The sequence below is a fragment of the Candidatus Palauibacter sp. genome, assembly GCF_965261555.1.
GTDB lineage: Bacteria > Gemmatimonadota > Gemmatimonadetes > Palauibacterales > Palauibacteraceae > Palauibacter.
In genome coordinates this window covers 1,049,007-1,068,114 of sequence record NZ_OZ253465.1, presented here as the reverse complement: position 1 = coordinate 1,068,114, position 19,108 = coordinate 1,049,007, and the positions used below count along the sequence as shown (strand labels likewise).

Annotated in this window: 15 protein-coding genes; 4 read left to right on the top strand and 11 right to left on the bottom strand. The window is 68.4% G+C overall.

All coding sequences use genetic code 11. The annotated features are described in order from the left end of the window. The first annotated feature begins 37 nt into the window (after nucleotides 1-37). Nucleotides 38-247: an OsmC family protein gene (locus tag ACQY5G_RS04535; RefSeq protein ID WP_428277421.1), complete on the top strand. Its 210-nt coding sequence runs from the start codon at nucleotides 38-40 to the stop codon at nucleotides 245-247. Nucleotides 248-259: 12 nt separating this feature from the next. On the opposite strand, the gene ACQY5G_RS04530 is transcribed toward ACQY5G_RS04535, so the two are convergent. Further along, a complete protein-coding gene (locus tag ACQY5G_RS04530; RefSeq protein WP_428277419.1) occupies nucleotides 260-1,633 on the bottom strand; it encodes a dipeptidase in 1,374 nt (457 codons plus the stop codon). 113 nt (nucleotides 1,634-1,746) lie between these two features. Next, a complete protein-coding gene (locus ACQY5G_RS04525) occupies nucleotides 1,747-2,886 on the bottom strand; it encodes a diaminopropionate ammonia-lyase (protein WP_428277417.1) in 1,140 nt (379 codons plus the stop codon). A gap of 170 nt (nucleotides 2,887-3,056) precedes the next feature. On the opposite strand from ACQY5G_RS04525, the gene ACQY5G_RS04520 reads away from it, so the two are divergent. The 3 genes from ACQY5G_RS04520 (at nucleotide 3,057) to ACQY5G_RS04510 (ending at nucleotide 7,692) form a co-directional block, all read left to right on the top strand. Beyond that, a complete protein-coding gene (locus ACQY5G_RS04520) occupies nucleotides 3,057-4,331 on the top strand; it encodes a hypothetical protein (protein WP_428277415.1) in 1,275 nt (424 codons plus the stop codon). 208 nt (nucleotides 4,332-4,539) lie between these two features. Then, nucleotides 4,540-4,947, top strand: a complete 408-nt coding sequence (locus ACQY5G_RS04515) for a hypothetical protein (protein WP_310784767.1) — start codon at nucleotides 4,540-4,542, stop codon at nucleotides 4,945-4,947. Nucleotides 4,948-5,124: 177 nt separating this feature from the next. Then, nucleotides 5,125-7,692, top strand: a complete 2,568-nt coding sequence (locus ACQY5G_RS04510; protein ID WP_428277413.1) for a DPP IV N-terminal domain-containing protein — start codon at nucleotides 5,125-5,127, stop codon at nucleotides 7,690-7,692. 124 nt (nucleotides 7,693-7,816) lie between these two features. On the opposite strand, the gene ACQY5G_RS04505 is transcribed toward ACQY5G_RS04510, so the two are convergent. The 9 genes from ACQY5G_RS04505 to ACQY5G_RS04465 form a co-directional block, all read right to left on the bottom strand. Next, nucleotides 7,817-10,570: a M16 family metallopeptidase gene (locus tag ACQY5G_RS04505; RefSeq protein ID WP_428277411.1), complete on the bottom strand. Its 2,754-nt coding sequence runs from the start codon at nucleotides 10,568-10,570 to the stop codon at nucleotides 7,817-7,819. 11 nt (nucleotides 10,571-10,581) lie between these two features. Next, the gene (gene icd, locus ACQY5G_RS04500; protein ID WP_428278643.1) at nucleotides 10,582-11,772 is read right to left on the bottom strand and encodes an NADP-dependent isocitrate dehydrogenase; all 1,191 of its coding nucleotides are present in this window, start codon (nucleotides 11,770-11,772) and stop codon (nucleotides 10,582-10,584) included. Nucleotides 11,773-12,058: 286 nt separating this feature from the next. After that, nucleotides 12,059-13,069 (bottom strand): transporter, encoded by a 1,011-nt coding sequence (locus tag ACQY5G_RS04495; RefSeq protein ID WP_428277409.1) that lies wholly within the window; start codon nucleotides 13,067-13,069, stop codon nucleotides 12,059-12,061. Nucleotides 13,070-13,704: 635 nt separating this feature from the next. After that, a complete protein-coding gene (locus ACQY5G_RS04490) occupies nucleotides 13,705-14,838 on the bottom strand; it encodes a PDZ domain-containing protein (RefSeq protein ID WP_428277407.1) in 1,134 nt (377 codons plus the stop codon). Further along, a complete protein-coding gene (locus ACQY5G_RS04485; protein WP_428277405.1) occupies nucleotides 14,835-15,530 on the bottom strand; it encodes an anti-sigma factor family protein in 696 nt (231 codons plus the stop codon). Before ACQY5G_RS04485 ends, ACQY5G_RS04490 begins: the two co-directional genes overlap by 4 nt. Nucleotides 15,531-15,544: 14 nt before the next feature. Continuing rightward, on the bottom strand, nucleotides 15,545-16,102 hold the full coding sequence (locus ACQY5G_RS04480; protein ID WP_428277403.1) for an RNA polymerase sigma factor: 558 nt from the start codon (nucleotides 16,100-16,102) through the stop codon (nucleotides 15,545-15,547). A 49-nt stretch (nucleotides 16,103-16,151) separates the two neighbouring features. Continuing rightward, a complete protein-coding gene (locus ACQY5G_RS04475) occupies nucleotides 16,152-16,682 on the bottom strand; it encodes a phosphatase PAP2 family protein (protein WP_428277401.1) in 531 nt (176 codons plus the stop codon). Nucleotides 16,683-17,022: 340 nt separating this feature from the next. After that, nucleotides 17,023-17,976, bottom strand: coding sequence for an NAD-dependent epimerase/dehydratase family protein (locus tag ACQY5G_RS04470; RefSeq protein WP_428277399.1), 954 nt, complete (start codon nucleotides 17,974-17,976; stop codon nucleotides 17,023-17,025). Then, entirely contained in the window at nucleotides 17,976-19,106 is a 1,131-nt protein-coding gene (locus ACQY5G_RS04465; RefSeq protein ID WP_428277397.1) for an N-acetyltransferase, read from the bottom strand. The genes ACQY5G_RS04470 and ACQY5G_RS04465 overlap by 1 nt, the downstream gene beginning before the upstream one ends. Between the last annotated feature and the right edge of the window lie 2 nt (nucleotides 19,107-19,108).

The following is a 19,108-nucleotide window of genomic DNA, read 5'->3' as shown; positions in this document are numbered from 1 at the left end:
GGAAGCGCGCGGCGTCAAGGCGGATGAGGGACGGTTGGTGGCGAACGTGGAGGGCGAGGTCGAGACGGACGAGGGCGTGCTCGTGATCCGGCGGATCCGGGCCCGATACCGCCTGCAGGCGGATGAGGCGCACGCCGATGCGATCCGGCGCGCGTTCGAGGCCCATCCGCCGAAGTGTCCGGTCTACCGAACGCTCTCCGGCTGCATCGACATCACGACGGAACTCGACGTCGTCCCGGTCGACTGAACTCGCGGCGACTCAGGCGAGTGGGTCGGCGAGGCGGCCGTAGAGGTCGGCGAGCGCCGCGATCCCCTTTCGGTAGACCTCGAGATCGATCCACTCGTCCGGCGCATGCATGTTGCTTCCCGGCAGCCCGAAGCCGATGAGGAGCGCCGGGGCGCCGAATGTCTCCTCGAACTCCTGGACGATGGGAATGGAGCCACCCTCGCGTATGTAGGCGGGCGGGGCGCCGAACCCCGACTCCAGTGCGGCGGATGCGGCGTCGAAGACGGGATGTTCGGTGTCGGCCACCCAGGGCGCCCCGCCGTGGGAGCGCGTGATCTCGACGGTCACGCCCTCCGGCGCGAGTTCGCGAACGCGGGCCTCGAAGGCCTCGGCCACCTGCGCCGGGTCCTGATCCGGAACCAGCCGCATCGACACCTTCGCCATCGCATGCGAGGGCAGGACGGTCTTCGAGCCCTCGCCCGTGAAGCCGCTGAGCAGCCCGTTCACGTCGAGCGTCGGGCGATACCACAGCCGCTCGAGCGCGGAGAACCCGGTTTCCCCGCCGAGCGCCGGTGCCCCGACGCCCATGCGGAGCGTCTCCTCATCCATGGGGAGGCGTTCGAGATCGGCGCGTTCGCGGGGGCTGATGGGTCGAACGGCATCGTAGTATCCCGGCACGGTGGCCCGGCCATCTTCGTCGCGGAGGCCGGCGAGGATGGCGGCCATCGCGTTGGCGGGGTTCACGACCGCGCCACCGTAGGTGCCGGAGTGAAGGTCCGACGCGGGGCCGTGGACGTTGATCTCGGTGTAGACGATGCCCCGCAGCCCGGTCGTGATGCATGGCAACTCGGGGGAGAACATCCCGGTGTCGCTGACGAGGATCGCGTCGCACGCGAGCCGCTCCGCGTGCTCGTGGAGGAACGCCGCGAGGTGGCGGCTTCCCACCTCTTCCTCGCCCTCGATCACGAGCTTGAGATTGACCGGCACGCCCGCCCCGGTCGCCAGACGCGTCTCGAGCGCCTTGATGTGCATGTGGACCTGCCCCTTGTCGTCGATCGATCCGCGGGCGTACAGGCGGCCGTCGCGAACCTCCGGGTCGAAGGGCGGGCTCGTCCACAACTCGTCGGGCTCCGATGGCTGCACGTCGTAGTGCCCGTAAACGAGCACGGTCGGGGCCTCGTCGGAGTGGATCCGTTCGCCGACGACGATCGGATGCCCCCCGGTTTCGATGACCTCGGCCTCGTGCATCCCCGCCGCGAGGAGGTGCTCCGCGACCCAGTCCGCGCAGGCGCGGACGTCGCCCGCATGCCCGGGATCCGTGCTGACGCTGGGAATACGGAGAAAGGCCTTCAGTTCGTCGTGAAAGCGAGGCACCTCGCGGTCGATATGGGCGGCGAAATCGAACATGTGGCTCCCGGGCGGATCGAGGGGACTCGGCGTGCGGTGGCGGTCGCGCGTGCGACTCGATGATCGGCGTGATCGACTATACGGACGGGGGAGCCGGCGGCAAGCGGCCGCGGTCAGTCGAAACGCTGCTCGGTGACGAGCGCGCCGACGCGCGAGGACGCGTCGAGGCCGAGGAGCCGGCGCAGGGCGGGGAGGCGTGCGAGGGCGAGGAGCGCTCCTGCGCCGGCGGCGCCGGACGGGCCCGCGATGATGCGGGCGCCCAGCCGACCGGACTCGAGTGCCTCGGCGCCGGCGGCCCACACGGGCTCGGGAAGCGCGATCGCCGCGTCGAGCAGCGGCGCCAGGTATTCCCAGGCGATCGTCGACGCGACGCCGGCGGCGAGACCGCCCATCGCGGTGTGGAACGGCGGTTCCGCCATGCTCGCCCGGCCGAGTCGCAGGCTCCGGCCGAAGCAGTCGGCCCGCCACGGCTCGACGGCGATGAAGCGCGGCCGCCGCTCGCCGCACACCTGCGCGAAATGGCCGCACACCCCGGTCGCGAGGCCGCCGACGCCCGCCTGCACGAAGAGGTGCGTGAGCGGCGGCGCGCCGGCATCGGCGAGGTCATCCAGCATCTCCGCGGCGAGGAGCGTGTAGCCCGCCATGATGCGGCGAGGCGTCTCCTCGTAGCCTTCATACGCCGTATCGGAGACGACGATCCAGCCGTTCCGCGCGGCTTCCCGGTCGGTGTGCCCGACGACACCGTCGTACTCGCCGGGTACGCGGACGACCCTCGCCCCGTGTTCCTCGATCGCACGGGCGCGAGCCGGTATCGCGTCTTCCGGAAGGAAAATCACGCAGCGACAACCGAACTCGGCGCTTCCCCACGCGACGGACCGGCCGTGGTTCCCCGCCGAGGCGGTCGTGACGGTGATCCCGGTCGCCAGCGGATGCCCGGCCCGCAACTCCGCCGCTGTCGGACGGGTGCCGTTCCGGCGCTCGATCTCGTCCTGCAGCGCACGCAGGACCGCGAACGCCCCGCCGAGCGCCTTGAACGAGCCGAGCCCGAAGCGCGGCGATTCATCCTTTATCCGGACCGATTCCACTCCCAGCAACGCGGCGAGCCCCCGCAGTGTTACCATCGGCGTCGCGTCGTATCCATGCCAGCCTCGGATCACGTCCCGGGCCGTCGCGGCCTCGGACGGGTCGAGGATCCCCTCCGCGGCCTCGCGCCGCAGTTGCGGCGAGCGGAGCGAAAGACGGAGCGCGCTCATTGCGCGGATGGTCGGAGACGGAGAGCCGGGTGGTCTCGGCGCGCACCGTTGGCCGCGGGGCCCTGGAGCATCAGTTTCCCGGCGGCCGTCGCCACAGCGCCCACAACCCGGAGCGATCCCTTGGATCTCGGCCTCTTCTCGATCAATCTCACGCTAAAGAATACCCTCGAGTGAAGCTCTCGGCCTGTCTCGCTGCCGCGGCCTGCCTGGTCGCCGTTCCCCTGTCCGCGCAGGAGGTGACGCCCATCGCCAACGGCAACGGCGCCCTCCGCGTCTTCTTCGACTGCGATGGCGGCCGCGGCATGTGCGACTTCGACTTCTACCGGCGCGAGGTCCCGTACGTGAACTACACGCGCGACCGCGAGGACGCACAGGTCCACGTCCTAATGACCTCGGAAGACACGGGCAGCGGAGGCCGGCGCTTCACGCTCGACTTCATCGGGCGGGAGGAGTTCGCGGACGTCACGGATCGGCTCGAGGTCGTGACCCGCGTCAACCTCGCGGTCGAGCAGCGGCTGACCGAGGTCGCGCGCGTACTCGAACTGGGACTGCTGCGCTACATCGCCCGCACGGAGCAGGCCGCCAACATCGACGTCCGCTACGACGGTGCGGAGCGCGGTGAGGCTGCGGCCCGGCCCGAGGATGACCCGTGGAACTTCTGGACCTTCCGGCTGCGTGCAAACGCCGAACTCGATGTGGATGAGCGCACCGAATCGTACGAACTCGAGAGCGGGTTCTCGGCCGACCGGGTCACGGACGCGCTGAAGCTCGAGTTCTCGGTCGACGGGAGCTACAACCGGCGGCTGTTCGAGACCTCCGACACGACGTCGGTCACAAGCGTCCGCGAGAGTTACGAGGCCGAGGGTCTCAGCGTCTGGAGCCTGTCGGATCACTGGTCGACGGGGGCCGCGTTCGAAGTGGGACACTCCAGCTTCGGGAACGAAGACCTGCAGCTTCGCGTGGGTCCGGCCCTGGAGTACAACATCTACCCCTACTCCGAGTCGACCCGGAGACAGTTCAATTTTCTCTACACGATCGGCCTCCGGTACCACAACTACATCGAGCAGACCGTTTTTCTGAAGGACGAGGAAACGCTGCCCCACCATCGGTTCAGCGTGCGCCTCAGCGTCCGCCAGCCGTGGGGCGAATCGTACGGGTTCCTCACCTTCTCCCAGTTCCTCCACGATCCCGCGAAGAACCGCTTCACGGCCTTCGCGGGCGCCGATTTCCGGATCTTCCGGGGCCTGTCGCTGCGGTTGAACGCGAATTACTCCCGCATCCGCGACCAGCTCAACGTGCCCGCCGGCGACGCGACCACGGAGGAGGTGCTCCTCCGGCAGCGCATCCTCCAGAGCGGCTTCGAGTACGGCGTGTCGGTGGGCTTCTCCTACACCTTCGGGTCGATCTACTCCAACGTGGTCAACCCCCGGCTGGACCGCTTCTAGCCGGCGGGGTCCTACTGCGGACCAGCGTCCGGGGTGTCGCGGGCCGCCTCTTGTCCGCTGCCGTTAACGATTCCTATGCTCAAAACCGGCAGGCTGGTGTCGTGAAGCCGAGGTGTGCTGCGTCACGGCACCCGGGTCTCAAGCCTGCGCCGAATCGGGGACGGGACGTGTCAGGGGGGGCCACCCACCCTAAGGCGGAGGTAACGCCATGAACACGAAGTGCCTCGTCGCATCAGTCGCCGGTGCCGTCGTCCTTTTCGTGGGAGGCTACGTACTGTATGAGCTTGTGCTCGGCGGATTCTTCGCAGCCAACGCGGGGTCCGCCACCGGCGTCATCAAGGAGTCTCCCGATTTCCTCTGGATCGCCGTAGGCCAGCTCGCCTCGGGGGGCGTGCTCGCGACCGCCCTGGGCTGGAAGGGCGCGACGGACGTCGCGGGCGGCGCTCAGGCGGGTGCGAAGCTCGGCGCGCTCATCGCCGTCGCCTTCGGGTTCGTGATGCTGGGGGCGATGAACATCTCGACGCTCGCCTCGGTGGTCGTCGATGTCGTCGTCACCGGCGTCCTGTGGGGCGCGGCCGGCGCCGTCGTCGGCATGATGCTCGGACGCGGCGACTAGCTCACGGCCTGCCAGCCTCTGCCTGCCGGGGGGTCGGTCGTCCGGACCGACCCCCACCGGCAGGGTGCGCCCGGGCCCCTCGCCGCTCCGCGATCTGGACAGGCCGACGGTGCTCCCTCCACGTTCTCCGACGTTCTCTCGTCGCCTGCTCTCCAAACGACAACCGCGAGTCTTGCCATGAACTCCGCATACCGTGCCCGTCTCCGCAGTTTTCTTCCGTTCGCCGCCGTGATCCTGCTTGCGGCGCCGCTCGCCGCGCAGGAGGCCGCCGAAGACCCGGCGAACTACCGCCTCGCGGCGCGCTTCGCCCCGTACAAGATCCAGGATCTCGTCTACTCCACCTCGGTCGATCCGCAGTGGATCGAGGGCTCGGAGTCCTTCTGGTACGAATGGGAGACCTCCGACGGCTCCTTCTACTACATCGTGGATCCGGTGGCCGGGACGAAGCGGCAGATCTTCGACAACGACCGCATCGCGGCCGAACTGACCCGCATCACGCGCGATCCCTGGGACGGCCAGCACCTCCCGATCCGCGCGATCAAGTTCATCGACGCGAACACGCTCCAGTTCGAGGTCGAGTCGTCGCAGGATGAGGAGGAAGACGAGACGGAATCCGAGATGGAGGAGCTGGACGAGGAGGAGGAAGAGGGCGAGCAGCAACGCCGGCGTGCACGCAAGAAGGTGTTCCACTTCGAATACGACGTGAACACGCGGGTGCTGCGGGAACTCGAGGACTGGGAGGCACCCGACAATCACCCGTCATGGGCCAGCGTGTCCCCCGACGGCCAGACGGTCATCTTCGCCCGCGACCACAACCTCCACATGATGAGCGGTGACGACTACCAGCAGTTCCTCGAGGCGCGCCGCGGGAAGAGCGGGGACGAGGCGGACGAAGCGGAGGAGGGGATCGAGGTCGAGGAGACGCAGCTCACGACGGACGGCGAGGAGCACTACAGCTACGCCGTGTTCGAGCGCGGCGACACGGACATCGAGCGGGAGGAGAACGCGGACGAGCGGAAGCGGGTGTCGATCTCGTGGGCCCATGACTCGCGCCGCTTCTCCCTCATCCGCCGCGACCGGCGGGAGGTGGGGAACCTCTGGGTCATCCACATGGTCGGCAACAAGCGGCCCGAGCTCGAGTCCTACAAGTACGACATGCCGGGCGAGGAGACCGTGAGCCAGCCCGAGCTTCTCATCTACGACCTCCCGGACCGGAACATGGTCGAGGTCGCGATGCCGGAGGAGTGGAAGGACCATCGCCTCTTCACGACCTCCGCGCGCCAGTTCCGCTATCCGGACAGCGAGGAGCCGTTCCGCTCGCTGTGGCTCTCTCCCGGCTCGGACGAGCTTCACTTCGTGAGGCAGAGCCGCGACCAGCACCGCGTGGACGTGATGGTGGCGGACGCGGCGACGGGCGCGGCGCGCGTGCTGTTCGAGGAGCGGCTCAACACCTACGTGGAGTTCCAGCGGCTCGAACTCCTCGAGTCCGGCGACATGCTGTGGTGGTCGGAGCGGGACGGCTGGGCGCACCTGTACCGGTTCGGGCCGGACGGCACGCTCCGCAACCGCCTCACCGAGGGTCCGTGGTCCGTGCGCCAGGTGGTCGGGATCGACGAGTCGGCCGGCGTCGTCTACTTCCAGGCCAACGCGCGCGAGGCGGGAGAGGATCCCTACTACCAGCACCTGTACCGCGTGAACCTGGACGGCTCCGGGCTGACGATTCTGAACCCCGGCGACTTCGATCACCGGGCGGAGTTGGGGGAGTCGAACCGCTTCTTCGTCAGCAACTACTCGCGCGTGAACACGACGCCGACCTCCGCGCTCCACGCGGCCAACGGCCGCCGGATCATGGACCTGGAGACGGCGGATTTCTCGAAGCTGGAAGAGGCGGGCTACGGGTTCCCCGAGCCCTACACCGTGAAAGCGGACGATGGCGTGACCGACCTGTACGGCGTGATCTACAAGCCGTTCGACTTCGATCCGGAGAAGACGTATCCGCTCGTCGCCTACGTTTATCCCGGGCCGCAGACGGAGGCCGTCGCGAAGTCGTTCTCGACGGCGCGCTACGAGACGGCGCTGGCCCAGTTCGGGATGATCGTGATCACGGTGGGGAACCGCGGCGGCCACCCGGCCCGCTCGAAGTGGTACCACAACTACGGCTACGGGAACCTTCGCGACTACGGGCTGGCGGACAAGAAGACCGCGATCGAGCAACTCGCCGACCGGCACGACTTCATCGACATCGACCGCGTGGGCATCTACGGACATTCGGGCGGCGGCTTCATGTCGACGGCGGCGATGCTCGTCTACCCGGATTTCTTCAAGGTCGCGGTCTCCTCGTCCGGGAACCACAACAACGACGTGTACAACCAGAACTGGTCCGAGAAACACCACGGCGTGCGTGAAGTCGTCGACGACAGCGGGAACGTGACGTTCGAGTACGAGATCGAGCGCAACTCGGACCTCGCCGCGAACCTGAAGGGGCGCCTGCTGCTCACGACGGGGGACATCGACAACAACGTCCACCACGCGGGCACGCACCGCATGGCGGAGGCGCTGATCCGGGCCAACAAGCGCTTCGACTACTTCGTCTTCCCCGGCCAGCGGCACGGTTACGGGGACATGAGCGACTACTGGTTCTGGCTGCGCGCGGAGTACTTCGTGAAGCACCTGCTGGGCGATACGCGGTGGAGCCCGGACGTCACCCAGTTGAACGTGGAGCAGGAGCAGACGGGCAGCCGCTGATCCGGCCGCCCGCCGTTCCCCGGCCCGCGAGCCGGGCCGGGGAGTCCGACGGACAGTCTAGCAGCCCGTGGCAAAAGCCCCGCTGCGTTCGAGCGGCGCTGACGCGGGGTTTTGCCACGGGCTGCTAGGGGACGAGCTTGTTCGCGAAGTCGCCGCCCCGGACGATCGTCAGCTTCGCCGGATCGATGTGGCGCCGCATCGCAGCCACCACGTCGGCGGCGGTCAGCGCCTCGATCGCGGCCTCCTGCTCCGCCGTGAATGCGAGCGGACGGTCCAGGAACAGACTGTTCGACAGCATGTTCGCGATGACGGCGTCGTTCGAGCGAGCGTTCTGCGCCTGATCGAGGTATCCGCGCTTCGCGCCCTCGAATTCCTCTTCCGTGAACCCATCCGCCAGCGTCACGTCGAGGATGTCCGTGAACGATGCCACGACCTTGTCCCCGTTCTCCGGCGCGAAGATCGCGAATGCGATGAACTGCGCATTGTCATCGATCGGGGGCGCCCCGTAGTTCGAGCCCACGCCGTACGACAGGCCTTCCTCCCCCCGGATCCTGCTGAACATCCGTGAGTTCATGCCGCCGCCCAGGATGTGGTTGCCGAGGAGCAGGGCAGGGTAGTCGGGGTGATCGTCGCGCATCTGAACCGTGAGTCCGGCGAACATCATGGCGTTCGCCTTGTCCGGCGTCTCGATGTCGAGGGTCAGCGGCTCGATCTCGCGGTACTGCACCGGCACGCGGGCGTAGGCTTCGCTCGCGGTCCAGTCCCCGAACAGTTCCTCGATCAGGGCGCGAATCTCCGCGGCGTCGAAGTCGCCGACGACGGACATGGTGCCGCCCTGCGCCCCGTAGAAGCCCTCCCAGAACGCGCGCGCCTCGTCCACCGTCGCGGCCTCGAGGCGCTCGATCTGTTCCTCGAAGGTCGGCGAGTAGCGGGGATGATCCGCCGGATACTCGCTGAAATGGCGCTGGAACGCCTGGACCACGAGGGCCTGCGGCTCCGACATCTGCGACTCGATGCCGGCCAGGCGCTCCTCGCGCAGCAGTTCGAACTCGTCCGCGTCGAAGGCCGGCTGCTGGAGGATCTCGGCGCCGAGCCGGAGGACCGCCGGGAGATTCTCCCGCACGGTCGTGAACGATCCGTTCGCGATGGTGGCACCCCCGCCGATGCTTCCCTGGGCCTTCAGGCGATCGAGTTCGTCGGAGATGTCCTGGCGGGATCGGCTCTCCGTCCCGCGCATCAGCATGGAGCCCGCCATGGAGGCGGCGGTCGCCCTCCCCATGAGGGCGCTCTCCGTGCCATGCCGGAGCGAGAAGCGCACGTTCACGGCGTCACCGCGGTTTTCCTTCGCGAGGAAGGCGACCTTGAGGCCGTTGGGCAGGACGAACCGCTCCGTGCGGCCCTCGATGTTCTCGATCGTGGGCTCGAACGCCTCTCCCTCGGCCACCGCTTCTCGCCCCGTGTATGAGGCGACCAGCGCACCGACGTCCGGTGGCGCGGGGATCTCGGCGCGGGCCGGGGTCTCCTCCGTCGGGTAGTAATAGCCGATCGTCCGATTCGAGGGCTTCAGATAGGCCTGCGCGACCTGGTGGACCGCTTCGGGCGTCACCCGCTCCAGGCGGTCGCGGTGCAGGAAGAAGAGGCGCCAGTCGCCCATCGACGCCCATTCGCTGAGCTGAAGGGCGATCCCCTGGGGGTTGTTGAACGAGAGTTCGATGCCCGAGAGAAAGTCCGTCTTCGCCCTGTCGACCTCCTCCTCGGTGGGAGGTTCGTCGACGAGCGCCTGAATCGTGGCGAGCATGACGTCGGCAGCTTCGTCGAGCGAGTCGCCCTCGCGCACCTCCGTGCCGGCGAACAGGATGCCCGGCTCGCGCAACTGGAAGTTGCCGGCGAACGCGTTGGCGGCCAAGCCAGGCTCGACGAGCGCCTGGTAGAGGCGCCCCGCGGGACGCGCGGTGAGGATGTGCGTCATCACGTCGACGGCGGCGAAGTGCTCGTGAGATCCGGGCGGCATGTGATAGGCCGCCATCGCGAACTGGACATCGCCGACGCGACGCAGCGTGACGGTACGCTCGCCGTCCTGGGCGGGCTCGGCGGTGTACGTCCGGAACAGCTGGTTCGCCCCCGTGCGATCCGGCCGCGGGAGGGCGCCGAACTTCTCGGCCACGAGTTCGAGCGCCCGGTCCGGGTCGAAGCGCCCGGCGACGACGAGGATCGCATTGTCCGGCTGGTAGTACTTCCGGTAGAAGGCCTGCAGCCGGTCGATGGGCACGTTTTCGATGTCCGCGCGCGCGCCGATCGTGGAGTTCCCGTAGTTGTGCCAGTCGTAGGCGGCGGACAGCACCCGCTTCTGCAGCACGCCCCGCGGGCTGTTCTCCCCCGCTTCCCACTCGTTCCGGACGACCGTCATCTCGGAATCGAGGTCCTCCTGGGCGATGAACGAGTTCACCATGCGGTCGGCCTCCAGGTCGAGCGCCCACTCGAGGTTCTCGTCGGTGGCCGGGAACGTCTCGAAGTAATTCGTGCGGTCGAACCACGTCGTGCCGTTCGGGAAGGCGCCGTGCTCGTCCAGCTCCTTCGGGATGTCCGGGTGGTTCGGGGTCCCCTTGAATACGAGGTGTTCGAGGAGATGGGCCATGCCCGTCTCGCCGTACCCTTCATGTCTCGAGCCGACGAGGTAGGTGATGTTCACCGTGATGCGCTGGTTGCTCTGGTCGGGGAAGAGCAGGAAGCGCAACCCGTTCTCGAGCTGATACTCCGTAATCCCCTCGACGCTCGCGACCTCTGTGACGCCCGCTGGAAGCTGGGCCTCGGCCGTACCCGGTACGGTCAGCACGGACACGAACCCCGCCACCGCCGCAAACCTGCGTGTCGTTCTCATCTCTTTCTCCATCACATGTTGTCGATCATCGCCTGGCCGAACTCGCTACAGCTGAGGAGTGTCGCTCCTTCCATCAGGCGCTCGAAGTCGTACGTCACGCGTTTATCACTTATCGTTGCGCTCAGGGAAGATACAATAAGGTCGGCGGCTTCGTTCCACCCGATGTGCCGCAGCATCATCTCCCCGGACAGGATCACGGACCCCGGATTCACCTTGTCCTGTCCCGCGTACTTCGGCGCGGTGCCGTGCGTCGCCTCGAAGATCGCGTGGCCGGTCTCGTAGTTGATGTTCGCGCCGGGGGCGATGCCGATCCCGCCCACCTGTGCGGCGAGCGCGTCCGAAATGTAGTCCCCGTTCAGGTTCATGGTTGCGATCACATCGTACTCCGCGGGCCGCGTGAGGATTTGCTGAAGGAACGCGTCGGCGATCACATCCTTGACGACGATCCCGTCCGAGCTCCTGCACCAGGGGCCGCCGCCGAACTCCCGCGCCCCGAACTCGTCCTTCGCGAGTTCGTAGCCCCAGTCGCGGAAACCGCCCTCGGTAAACTTCATGATGTTCCCCTTGTGGACCAGCGTGACGCTGCCGTATCCCCGGTCGCGGGCGTAGCGGATCGCGGCGCGGACGAGCCGCTGCGTCCCTTCCCGCGAGATCGGCTTCACCCCGAAGGAACTGGTCTCCGGGAAACGGATCGTCGAGACGCCCATCTCGTCGCTCAGGAAGGCGCGCAGACGGCGGGCCTCCTCGCTGCCGGCTTCCCACTCGATGCCGGCGTAGATGTCCTCGGTGTTCTCGCGGAAGATCGTCATGTCGACGAGGTCCGGCTGCCGAACCGGCGACGGGACGCCCTCGAACCAGCGCACGGGGCGGACGCACGCGAACAGGTCGAGTTGCTGGCGCAGCGCCACGTTGAGCGACCGGATGCCGCCACCCACGGGCGTCGTGAGGGGTCCCTTGATCGCGACCCGGTGATACCGGATGGCGCGGAGCGTGTCCCCGGGAAGCCAGTCCCCGGTGCGATCGAACGCCTTCTGACCGGCAAGGACCTCGAACCACGCGATCCGCCGCTCGCCGCCGTAGGCCTTCTCGACGGCCGCTTCAAAGACCGCGCTCGCGGCGCGCCAGATGTCGGGACCGATCCCGTCTCCTTCGATGAAGGGAATGATCGGGCGGTCGGGCACGTCGAGGCCGTCGCCCGCCATGCGGATGGTTCCGCCGGAGGGCGTGCGCAGGGTGTCGTATGAGGGAGACGCGTCGGCCATGGGGTTTCTCGAACGGTTTCGGGGATCTTCCTTACGCTTCACCGGGGATCGGCGCGGCGGGAGGAGAGAGTACGCACGCCCTTCACCGATGACAAACCATGCAGATTGTATACAGTCACATGGTATGTATACGCTCCACGCTCGTGAGGGATCTCATGTGGATTCTCACCACAACGCCGCACGGGGGCCGGGCGGGGCGGCCCCCGTACGAACAACGCGCTGCCGGTCAGTGCCTTACGGGCACGACCTGCAGGCCCAGCACGAAGGTCAGGTCGGTCTCGAGCTGGGGCCCGTCGAGGTCGCGAACGAGGGGCAGGAGCACTTCGCCGGCGATCCTGAAGGCCCTGGCCCGGGGGAGATAAAGGTTGAGGCTCAGTCCTCCCTCCACCACGGTGCCGGCGCGAAGATCCGTGCGCGCCGTGGGGACCATGCCCGGGTTCACGCTCGGCGCCGCGTCCCTGCCGTCGATGTTGCCCGTCCGCGTGGCGACCAGGCGCACACCGGCCGCAAGGTTGCCGCCCAGCACCCGGGCCCACCACGCCGTGCCCTGGACCTGGTTGCCGAGTGACCAGTCGCGGTCGTTCTTCCCCATGCGCATCACGGCGTTCCCCTGCGCTCCCCAGGACCAGCCGCCGGCCTGGCCCAGCCAGGTGAGGCCGGGGCGCAGATCGAGAGTGCCGGAGCCGATCTGCATGGGATAGGGGAGCTGGACCTCCAGCCCGTCGCTGATGGGGAGGACGTCCATCTGTTCGATCGATCCGGTCGGGAGACCGACCATCGCGTTCAGGTGGATCGATTGGTTCGCCCAGTCGGCCAAGCCGATCATGGCGCCCGCCTTGGCGTCGCCCACGCCGCTCGATTCAGTCGTGAACGACCCGCCGTGGCGCGTGATGTGGTCCATCGAACTGGACGTGAAGGGGAGCATCGCCACGAACGTGATGCGATCGGACGGCGCGAACATGGCCCCGAACATGTGCATCGTCATGGGCATGCGCGTCGGCGTGATCATGAAACCGCCTCCCGGCGAAACGATGTCCGCGTCGGCGACGGGATCCGTGCCGATGCGGCTCCCTTCCATGGTCATCGTCATGTAGCGGTAGGAGAGCATCACTTCGCCCGCCTCGTGGCGGTGGTCGGCCATGACGCCGATGGGGGCGTGGCTGTCCGCGCGCGAGGCGTTCCACTGCGCGGCGACGGGCGCGGCAAGGGCCAGCAGCGCGAATGCGCCGGGTATCATGCATTTCTTCAAGGTTCGACTCCTCGTTCGACAGGGGATGAGTCGCCGTTCGATGCACGCCGCCTCGCGAGCGGCCGGGTCGATCCGGCAACCGGCCCGACGCACCGACCCCCTCTGACCGGCAGGGTTGGGCTATCGGGCGTTTTCGTACGGGCTCTTATCGAGGAGTCAGGCGGGGGGCGGTTGTCCGAACGGTCGGAGGTAGGCGGCCGGGTCGGGTGCCGGGCGGACGAGGGGCCGCATCCGACGCGGGGCCTGGCTGGTAGAGGTCGGGTGCGCGGTCTGCAGGGCGGATCCCGCGATGGCCGGCCCGCAGCAGGTCAGGCATGTCGCGAGACAGTCGCACGGTCCGCCCGAATGGGGGTGCGAGTTCGTGGTGGCGCCGGCACCATCGGCGTGGGAGTGCCCCGCGTGGCTTTCTGCGCCGGCGGTCTCCGCATGCGTGCCATGGAGGGTGGCGGTGTGGGGCGTCGACTCGTCGCCGTGCGCCGCCTGGTGCTTCGGACAGGGTTGAAGGGGCGCGCCGGGCCCGATTCCAAGGAGGAAAGCCGCGATGACGGCCAGCGCGTCGAGCCGGCAGCGTACCGGTCCTCTCCGCATGCTCCAGGTCGAATGTCTCGGGCGTGGTCGAGCCATCAGCGCCGGGGCCAGACCCCGCTCATTTCCTGACTCCCCCGCACCCATACGACGGTGGGAGCCGAGTCGGTCTCCGACTCGAGCGCGGTGACGAGGTCCTCGAGTTCCCGGGTCGGACGGTCCGCCGCTCTCAGAAGGAGATCTCCCGCCCGGAGCCCGAGCCGGGCGGTGACCGTTCCCCGCGCGACCCTGAGGACGAGGAGGCCGTCCAGGCCGGCTCGGTCGGAAAAATCGCGTACGGGCTCGAACTCGGCTCCCGCGAACGTACGATGGAGGCGCACGGCGAGATCGGGCTCCGGCAGTGCCACCCGGGCGGCACGCGCCACGCGGCGCCGGAACTCCATCGCCGAGAGGCGGGCCCGCACGGCCCCGACGTTCTGGAGCGCCACCGTGAAGTCCCGATAGGCCGATTCCGTCTCGCGCTGAAGATCGCGGAGTATCTCCACACGGACCGCCGGCAACTCCGACGCCGGACGGTCGCGCACGGGCAGCACGTTGAGTCGACCGTCCACGACCCGCACCGCGGAGGGCTCCACCGCCACACCCGTATCGTCCGTATCGCGGAACGCGAGGGCGAAGCCGGCGCGGCCGCGCTCGGTGGAGTCGCGCCCGGCGGAGTCCGTCAACCACAGGACAAACGTGCTACGCCGCGGGTTCCCCGTCGTCGCGAAGATCGTCCGACGGCCCACCATCGGGATGTCGTCCGCGTCCGGGGGCCGCGCGTCGGGGATGACTTCCAGCGTTCGGTCCGTCCCGTCTCGCGTGACCTGCAACCGTACCGGGACGCTCGGGCGGATCGATGCGAGCAGGTCGGGCAGATTGACGAGGGTGATCCTCGTATCGTTCATCGCGGCGAGTCGATCGCCGACGAGAAGTCCCGCACGCGCCGCCGGCCCATCTTCCTGCATTTCTCGCACCTGGATGACGAGCGTGCAGTTCTTCCAGTCGTCCGAAGTCTCCCAGCCGCAGTTGTAGCGCTCATCGACGCGAACCCCGATCCATCCCGGAGCGTCGACCGCCGGGGGCTCCTGCGCCGCGGCGGGCGGGGGCGTGAGCGCACGGACGCCCGCGGCGAGAACCGCAACGAGAACCGCGGCGAGCGGGCCCGGAGACCGTGAGAGGGGCGCGGTCACCAGGTTCGCGTCCCGCTGGCGCGGCCCAGATCCTCCGCGAGCCGATCGCGCGTTTCCACAAGTTCCAGCAGGTAGGCGCTGGCGAGGGGATCGTCGGGATTCGTCGCGAGGCGGTCGCGGAGCGCCCGGATCAACCCCTCCAGCCTCGCCAGCCTCTGGGCCGTCTCCAACGGATCTCTCGCACTCGATCCGCCTTCCGAAGCGGCGTCGGCCCCGTCCGCCCCCACCTGCCTGAGCGGCGAGCGCAACGATTCCATCCGGCTGAGCCCGTCGACGAGCGCGCGGTCGTCATCGGTTGAAACGACCGCGGGAAGATCCCCCGCCGCACCCGGCGGATTCGCGACGCTTCCGCCCGTGAACTGCAGGCCGGCGATCACGCCGCCGGCAAACAGCACGAGGGCGGCCGCGGCCTGCAGCGGTCCCGGGACGAAGAGACGGCCGTCAAAGCCGCGTCCGATCCAGCGGGCGCCGCGGCGGGCCTCGCCGGCATCCAGCGCGGCCTCGATCACGGCCCACTGTCCGGCGGGCGCCTTCTCATCCGGCAGCGCGGACAGCGCCATGCGCAGCCGGCTCAATCTCTCGAACTCCGCCTGGCATTCCCTGCACGTTTCGAGGTGGGCCCGGCAGTCCCGGTCGGCCCACGGCTCGTCGAGCAGTGCCGAGATTCGCTCGGCATCCATGTGGTTCGCCATCTCTTCTATCCCTCTCAGAGGCGCGCTTCGCCTCGCGCACCGCCGTTTCCGGAATCTTCCGGAGCGATGAGCTTCCGCATGCGCGCCCGCGCCTTGTGCAACTGCGATTTCGACGTGCCGGGCGAACAGCCCAGGGCCTCGGCGATGTCGTTGTGCGTCCAGCCTTCCACGTCGTGCAGCACGAGGACCCTCCGGTACCCCGGCGGCAACTGGTCCAGCGCCTTGGTCAGGACCCGCCGCGTCACGATCACATCGTCGTGCGCCCGTGCCACGCGGGGAAGCTCGGCGGCGGATTCCACCGGACGCCGCTTTGCCGACCGGCGCAGCCGGTTGAGCGCCACGTTCGTCGCCAACCGGTAGAGCCACGTGCCGAAGGCCGCATCCCCCCGGAAGAGGTGGAGCTTCTCGAACGCGCGGATCCACGCCTCCTGGGAGAGATCCTCCGCGAGGTGATCGTCGCCCACGAGGCGGCGAATCACGGTGTAGACGCGTCGCGCGTGGAGTTCGTACAACTCCCCCATCGCGGATCGCTCTCCCGCTTTGGCGCAGGCGATCAGGTCGCGTTCGTCCACGTCATCCCTCTGAAGGTCACCTTCCGGATCCAACGCTATGATGCGCCGTTCAGCCCGCGGGTTGCCCGCCCTCGGCCGCGCGGGCGCCCTCGAGTGCGCGCAGCACGGCGCAGACCAGCAGCCCGAGCAGGATGCCCGCGAGGGCGTCGACCGCATAGTGAAAGCGACCGTACACCGTCCCCGCAGTCAACGCGAGTTCCGGGACGAGGAGGAGCCGGAACCAGCGCCGATCCTCGCGTCCGGCGGCCACAACCCCGGCCAGGGAAGCGGCGATGTGGGAACTGGGGAAGGCCGTGCCCTTTGACGATCCGGTCTCCAGGATCCCGTGCACGATCCCGAACAGCGTACCCTCGCCGATCTCGCCGCCGATCTGGACAAACTCGTATCGGGGGCCGGCGACGGGAAGAACATGAAAATGAGATAGGAGACGAAGAAGGCGGTGGCCACGGCGAGGGCGGTGCGCTGGAAGGCCTCGAGCCCCCGTGTCGCGAACACGCCCAGAATGGCGGCGGGGATGATGGCGTAGTAGCCAAAGTAGCCCAGATGCAACACCTCGGAGAAGGAGAGCCAGGGGAGCCACGCGCTGAGATCGATGCTCGGCTGTCCGCCGAACAGGGCGGCATCCCACGCCTGCACCGTGGCGTCGAAGTACCGTTGCGTGAGAAAGCGGTTGAGGACCGACAGTTCCGCATACAGGAGGGGCGTGATGAGCACCGCGTACGCCCCCCTCGCGATCGCGGCGAGGCCGGCCCGGGGGTGCCAGGCCGCAAGTCGCGTGATCCCGAAGATGGCGATCGCGTGGGCCGCCGCGATTCCCGCGCCGGAGAGGCCACCGAACACGAGGGCGACGAGGCCCGTGCAACCGAAGTAGCCGATGGCCACGCGGTCGACGGGCAGAAGCCGCCCGCGGACACCGCCGCTCACAGCCAGCCCATGCGGCGATACCACTCGGCGGTGCGCGCGAGCCCCTCGTCGATGCCGACCCGCGGACGCCAGGGGTCGAGATGTCTCCGGCTCGACTCGATGTCACAGGTCCAGGCGTATGCGGACAGATCGCGCGCGCGCCTCCGGTCGAACGCGGGGGCCTTCCCCGTCAGGCGGCCCGCGAGTTCCGATAGCGCCCCGACGGTGAGAAAGAGGGTGGATGGCAGCCGCAGGACACGGCCGGGGCGGTCCACGGCGGCCATCAGAGCGCTCGCCAGCGCGCGCCAGGTATGGCGTTCCGCCGCCGCGATGGGAAGCGGGAGCGGCGCCGGCGCCGCCTCGAGGGCGGCGAGGACGGCCGAGACGACATCGGCAACGTACACCGGCTGCAGGGGCACACGGCTGCGTGGAATCGCGGCCCACCCTCGCGCCGCCAGCCGGAAGAGCGGCAGCAGGTCGGAGTCGCGCGGGCCGTAGACGCCTCCCGGCCTGAGCACGACGACCTCCATCGACCCGCGGATGCCGTCGAGCGCGGCCTCCGCCTCGGCTTTCGACCGGCCGTAGGGGCTCACGGGGCCGTCCGCGCCATCCGGGCCCCGGGCGGCGAGGCTGCTGATGAAGACGAACCGCCGGACTCCCGCGCCCGCCGCCGCCTCCGCGAGCCTCCGCGTGCCGACCGCATTCACGGCCATGAACTCCGACTCGTTGCGCGCCCGCGTGAGCGCGCCGCAATGGACGACGGCGGCGCAACCCGCGAGGGCCGCGGCCGCCTCCGGCCTGTCCTCCACCCCGAGATCGAGTTCGACCTTCTTCAGCTCCAGGCGGTCGAGATGGCGCGTGTCGCTCGTTCGCCGCACGCTCGCGGTGACCTGGTGTCCGGCCGCGACGAGCGCCTCGGCGAGATGACCGCCGAGGAACCCGCTTCCCCCTGTCAGAAAGACCGATGCCACTAAAGCGCCGCTTCGTACAGCCGGTAGGTCCGGTAGATCCTGCCGCCGAGACGCTCGATGGCCTGGTTCATCTTCCGGTTGTCCTCGAGGATCCACGACTGCTCGGCGGACTTCATCCCGGCGGCGATCCCTTTCCTGAACAGCCAGAGGTAGAGGAGGACATCCACGGCCTTGCCGCGCCATTCCTCGGCAAGGCCCAGAATGATGACGCGCATGCACGTGATCTGCCGCCTGTAGATGAGCGCCTTGAGAATCCCGAAGGGGAAGAGTCTTCCGTTCATCCGGCGCAGCACCTGGTTGAAGTCCGGGAGAGCAAGAGCGAAGCCGGCGGTCTCGCCCTCCGGCGTCTCGGCGAAGAGCGCGAGTTCGGGGTCGAGTATGGGCTTGAGTTCGGCCGCCATGTGATCCATCTCGGCCTCGGTCATGGGGACGAAACCCCAGTTCTTCTCCCAGGCCGCGTTGTACAGGCGCTGGATGCGGCCGAGTTCTTCGTCGAATCGCGACATTTCCAGCGTCCTGATCCGGATGCCGTACCTGCGTGTCACGACCTTTTCGGCGCGGAAGAGGTGCGGCGGCCAATCGCCCTTCTTCATGAGCCAGGCGAAGAGATCCTTGACCTTCCGCAGCCCGGCAGCCTCCATCAGCCGGGGATAGTACGGCGGGTTGTAGGCCATGAGGACGACCGGCGGTCCGGGATCTCCATCGATGAGGAGGCCGCAGGTCTCGTTGGTCGAGAAGCTCGTGGGACCCCGCATCGCGGTCAGGCCGCGTTCGCGGAGCCAGGCCCGAACCGCGTCGAGCAGCGCCCCGGCCACCTCGGGGTCGTCGACGCACTCGAACCAGCCGAAGAACCCCACTGACTCGTCGTGCAGCCGTTCATGATTCCGGTTCCGGATCGCACAGACCCGGCCCACGGCCCGGCCGTCGCGCAACGCGAGGTAGGGCTGGACTTCCGAGTGCAGGTGGAACGGGTGTTTCTCCGGGTCGAAGGCCGCCCGCACGTCCCGTTTCAGCGGAGGCACCCAGTCGGGATCGCCCCGATAGATCGACCACGGCAGGTCGATGAAGCGCTTGAGATCGGCGCGGCTCTCGACGGGGACGACGCGCAGGGAGGAAGCGAGACTCGTCATGG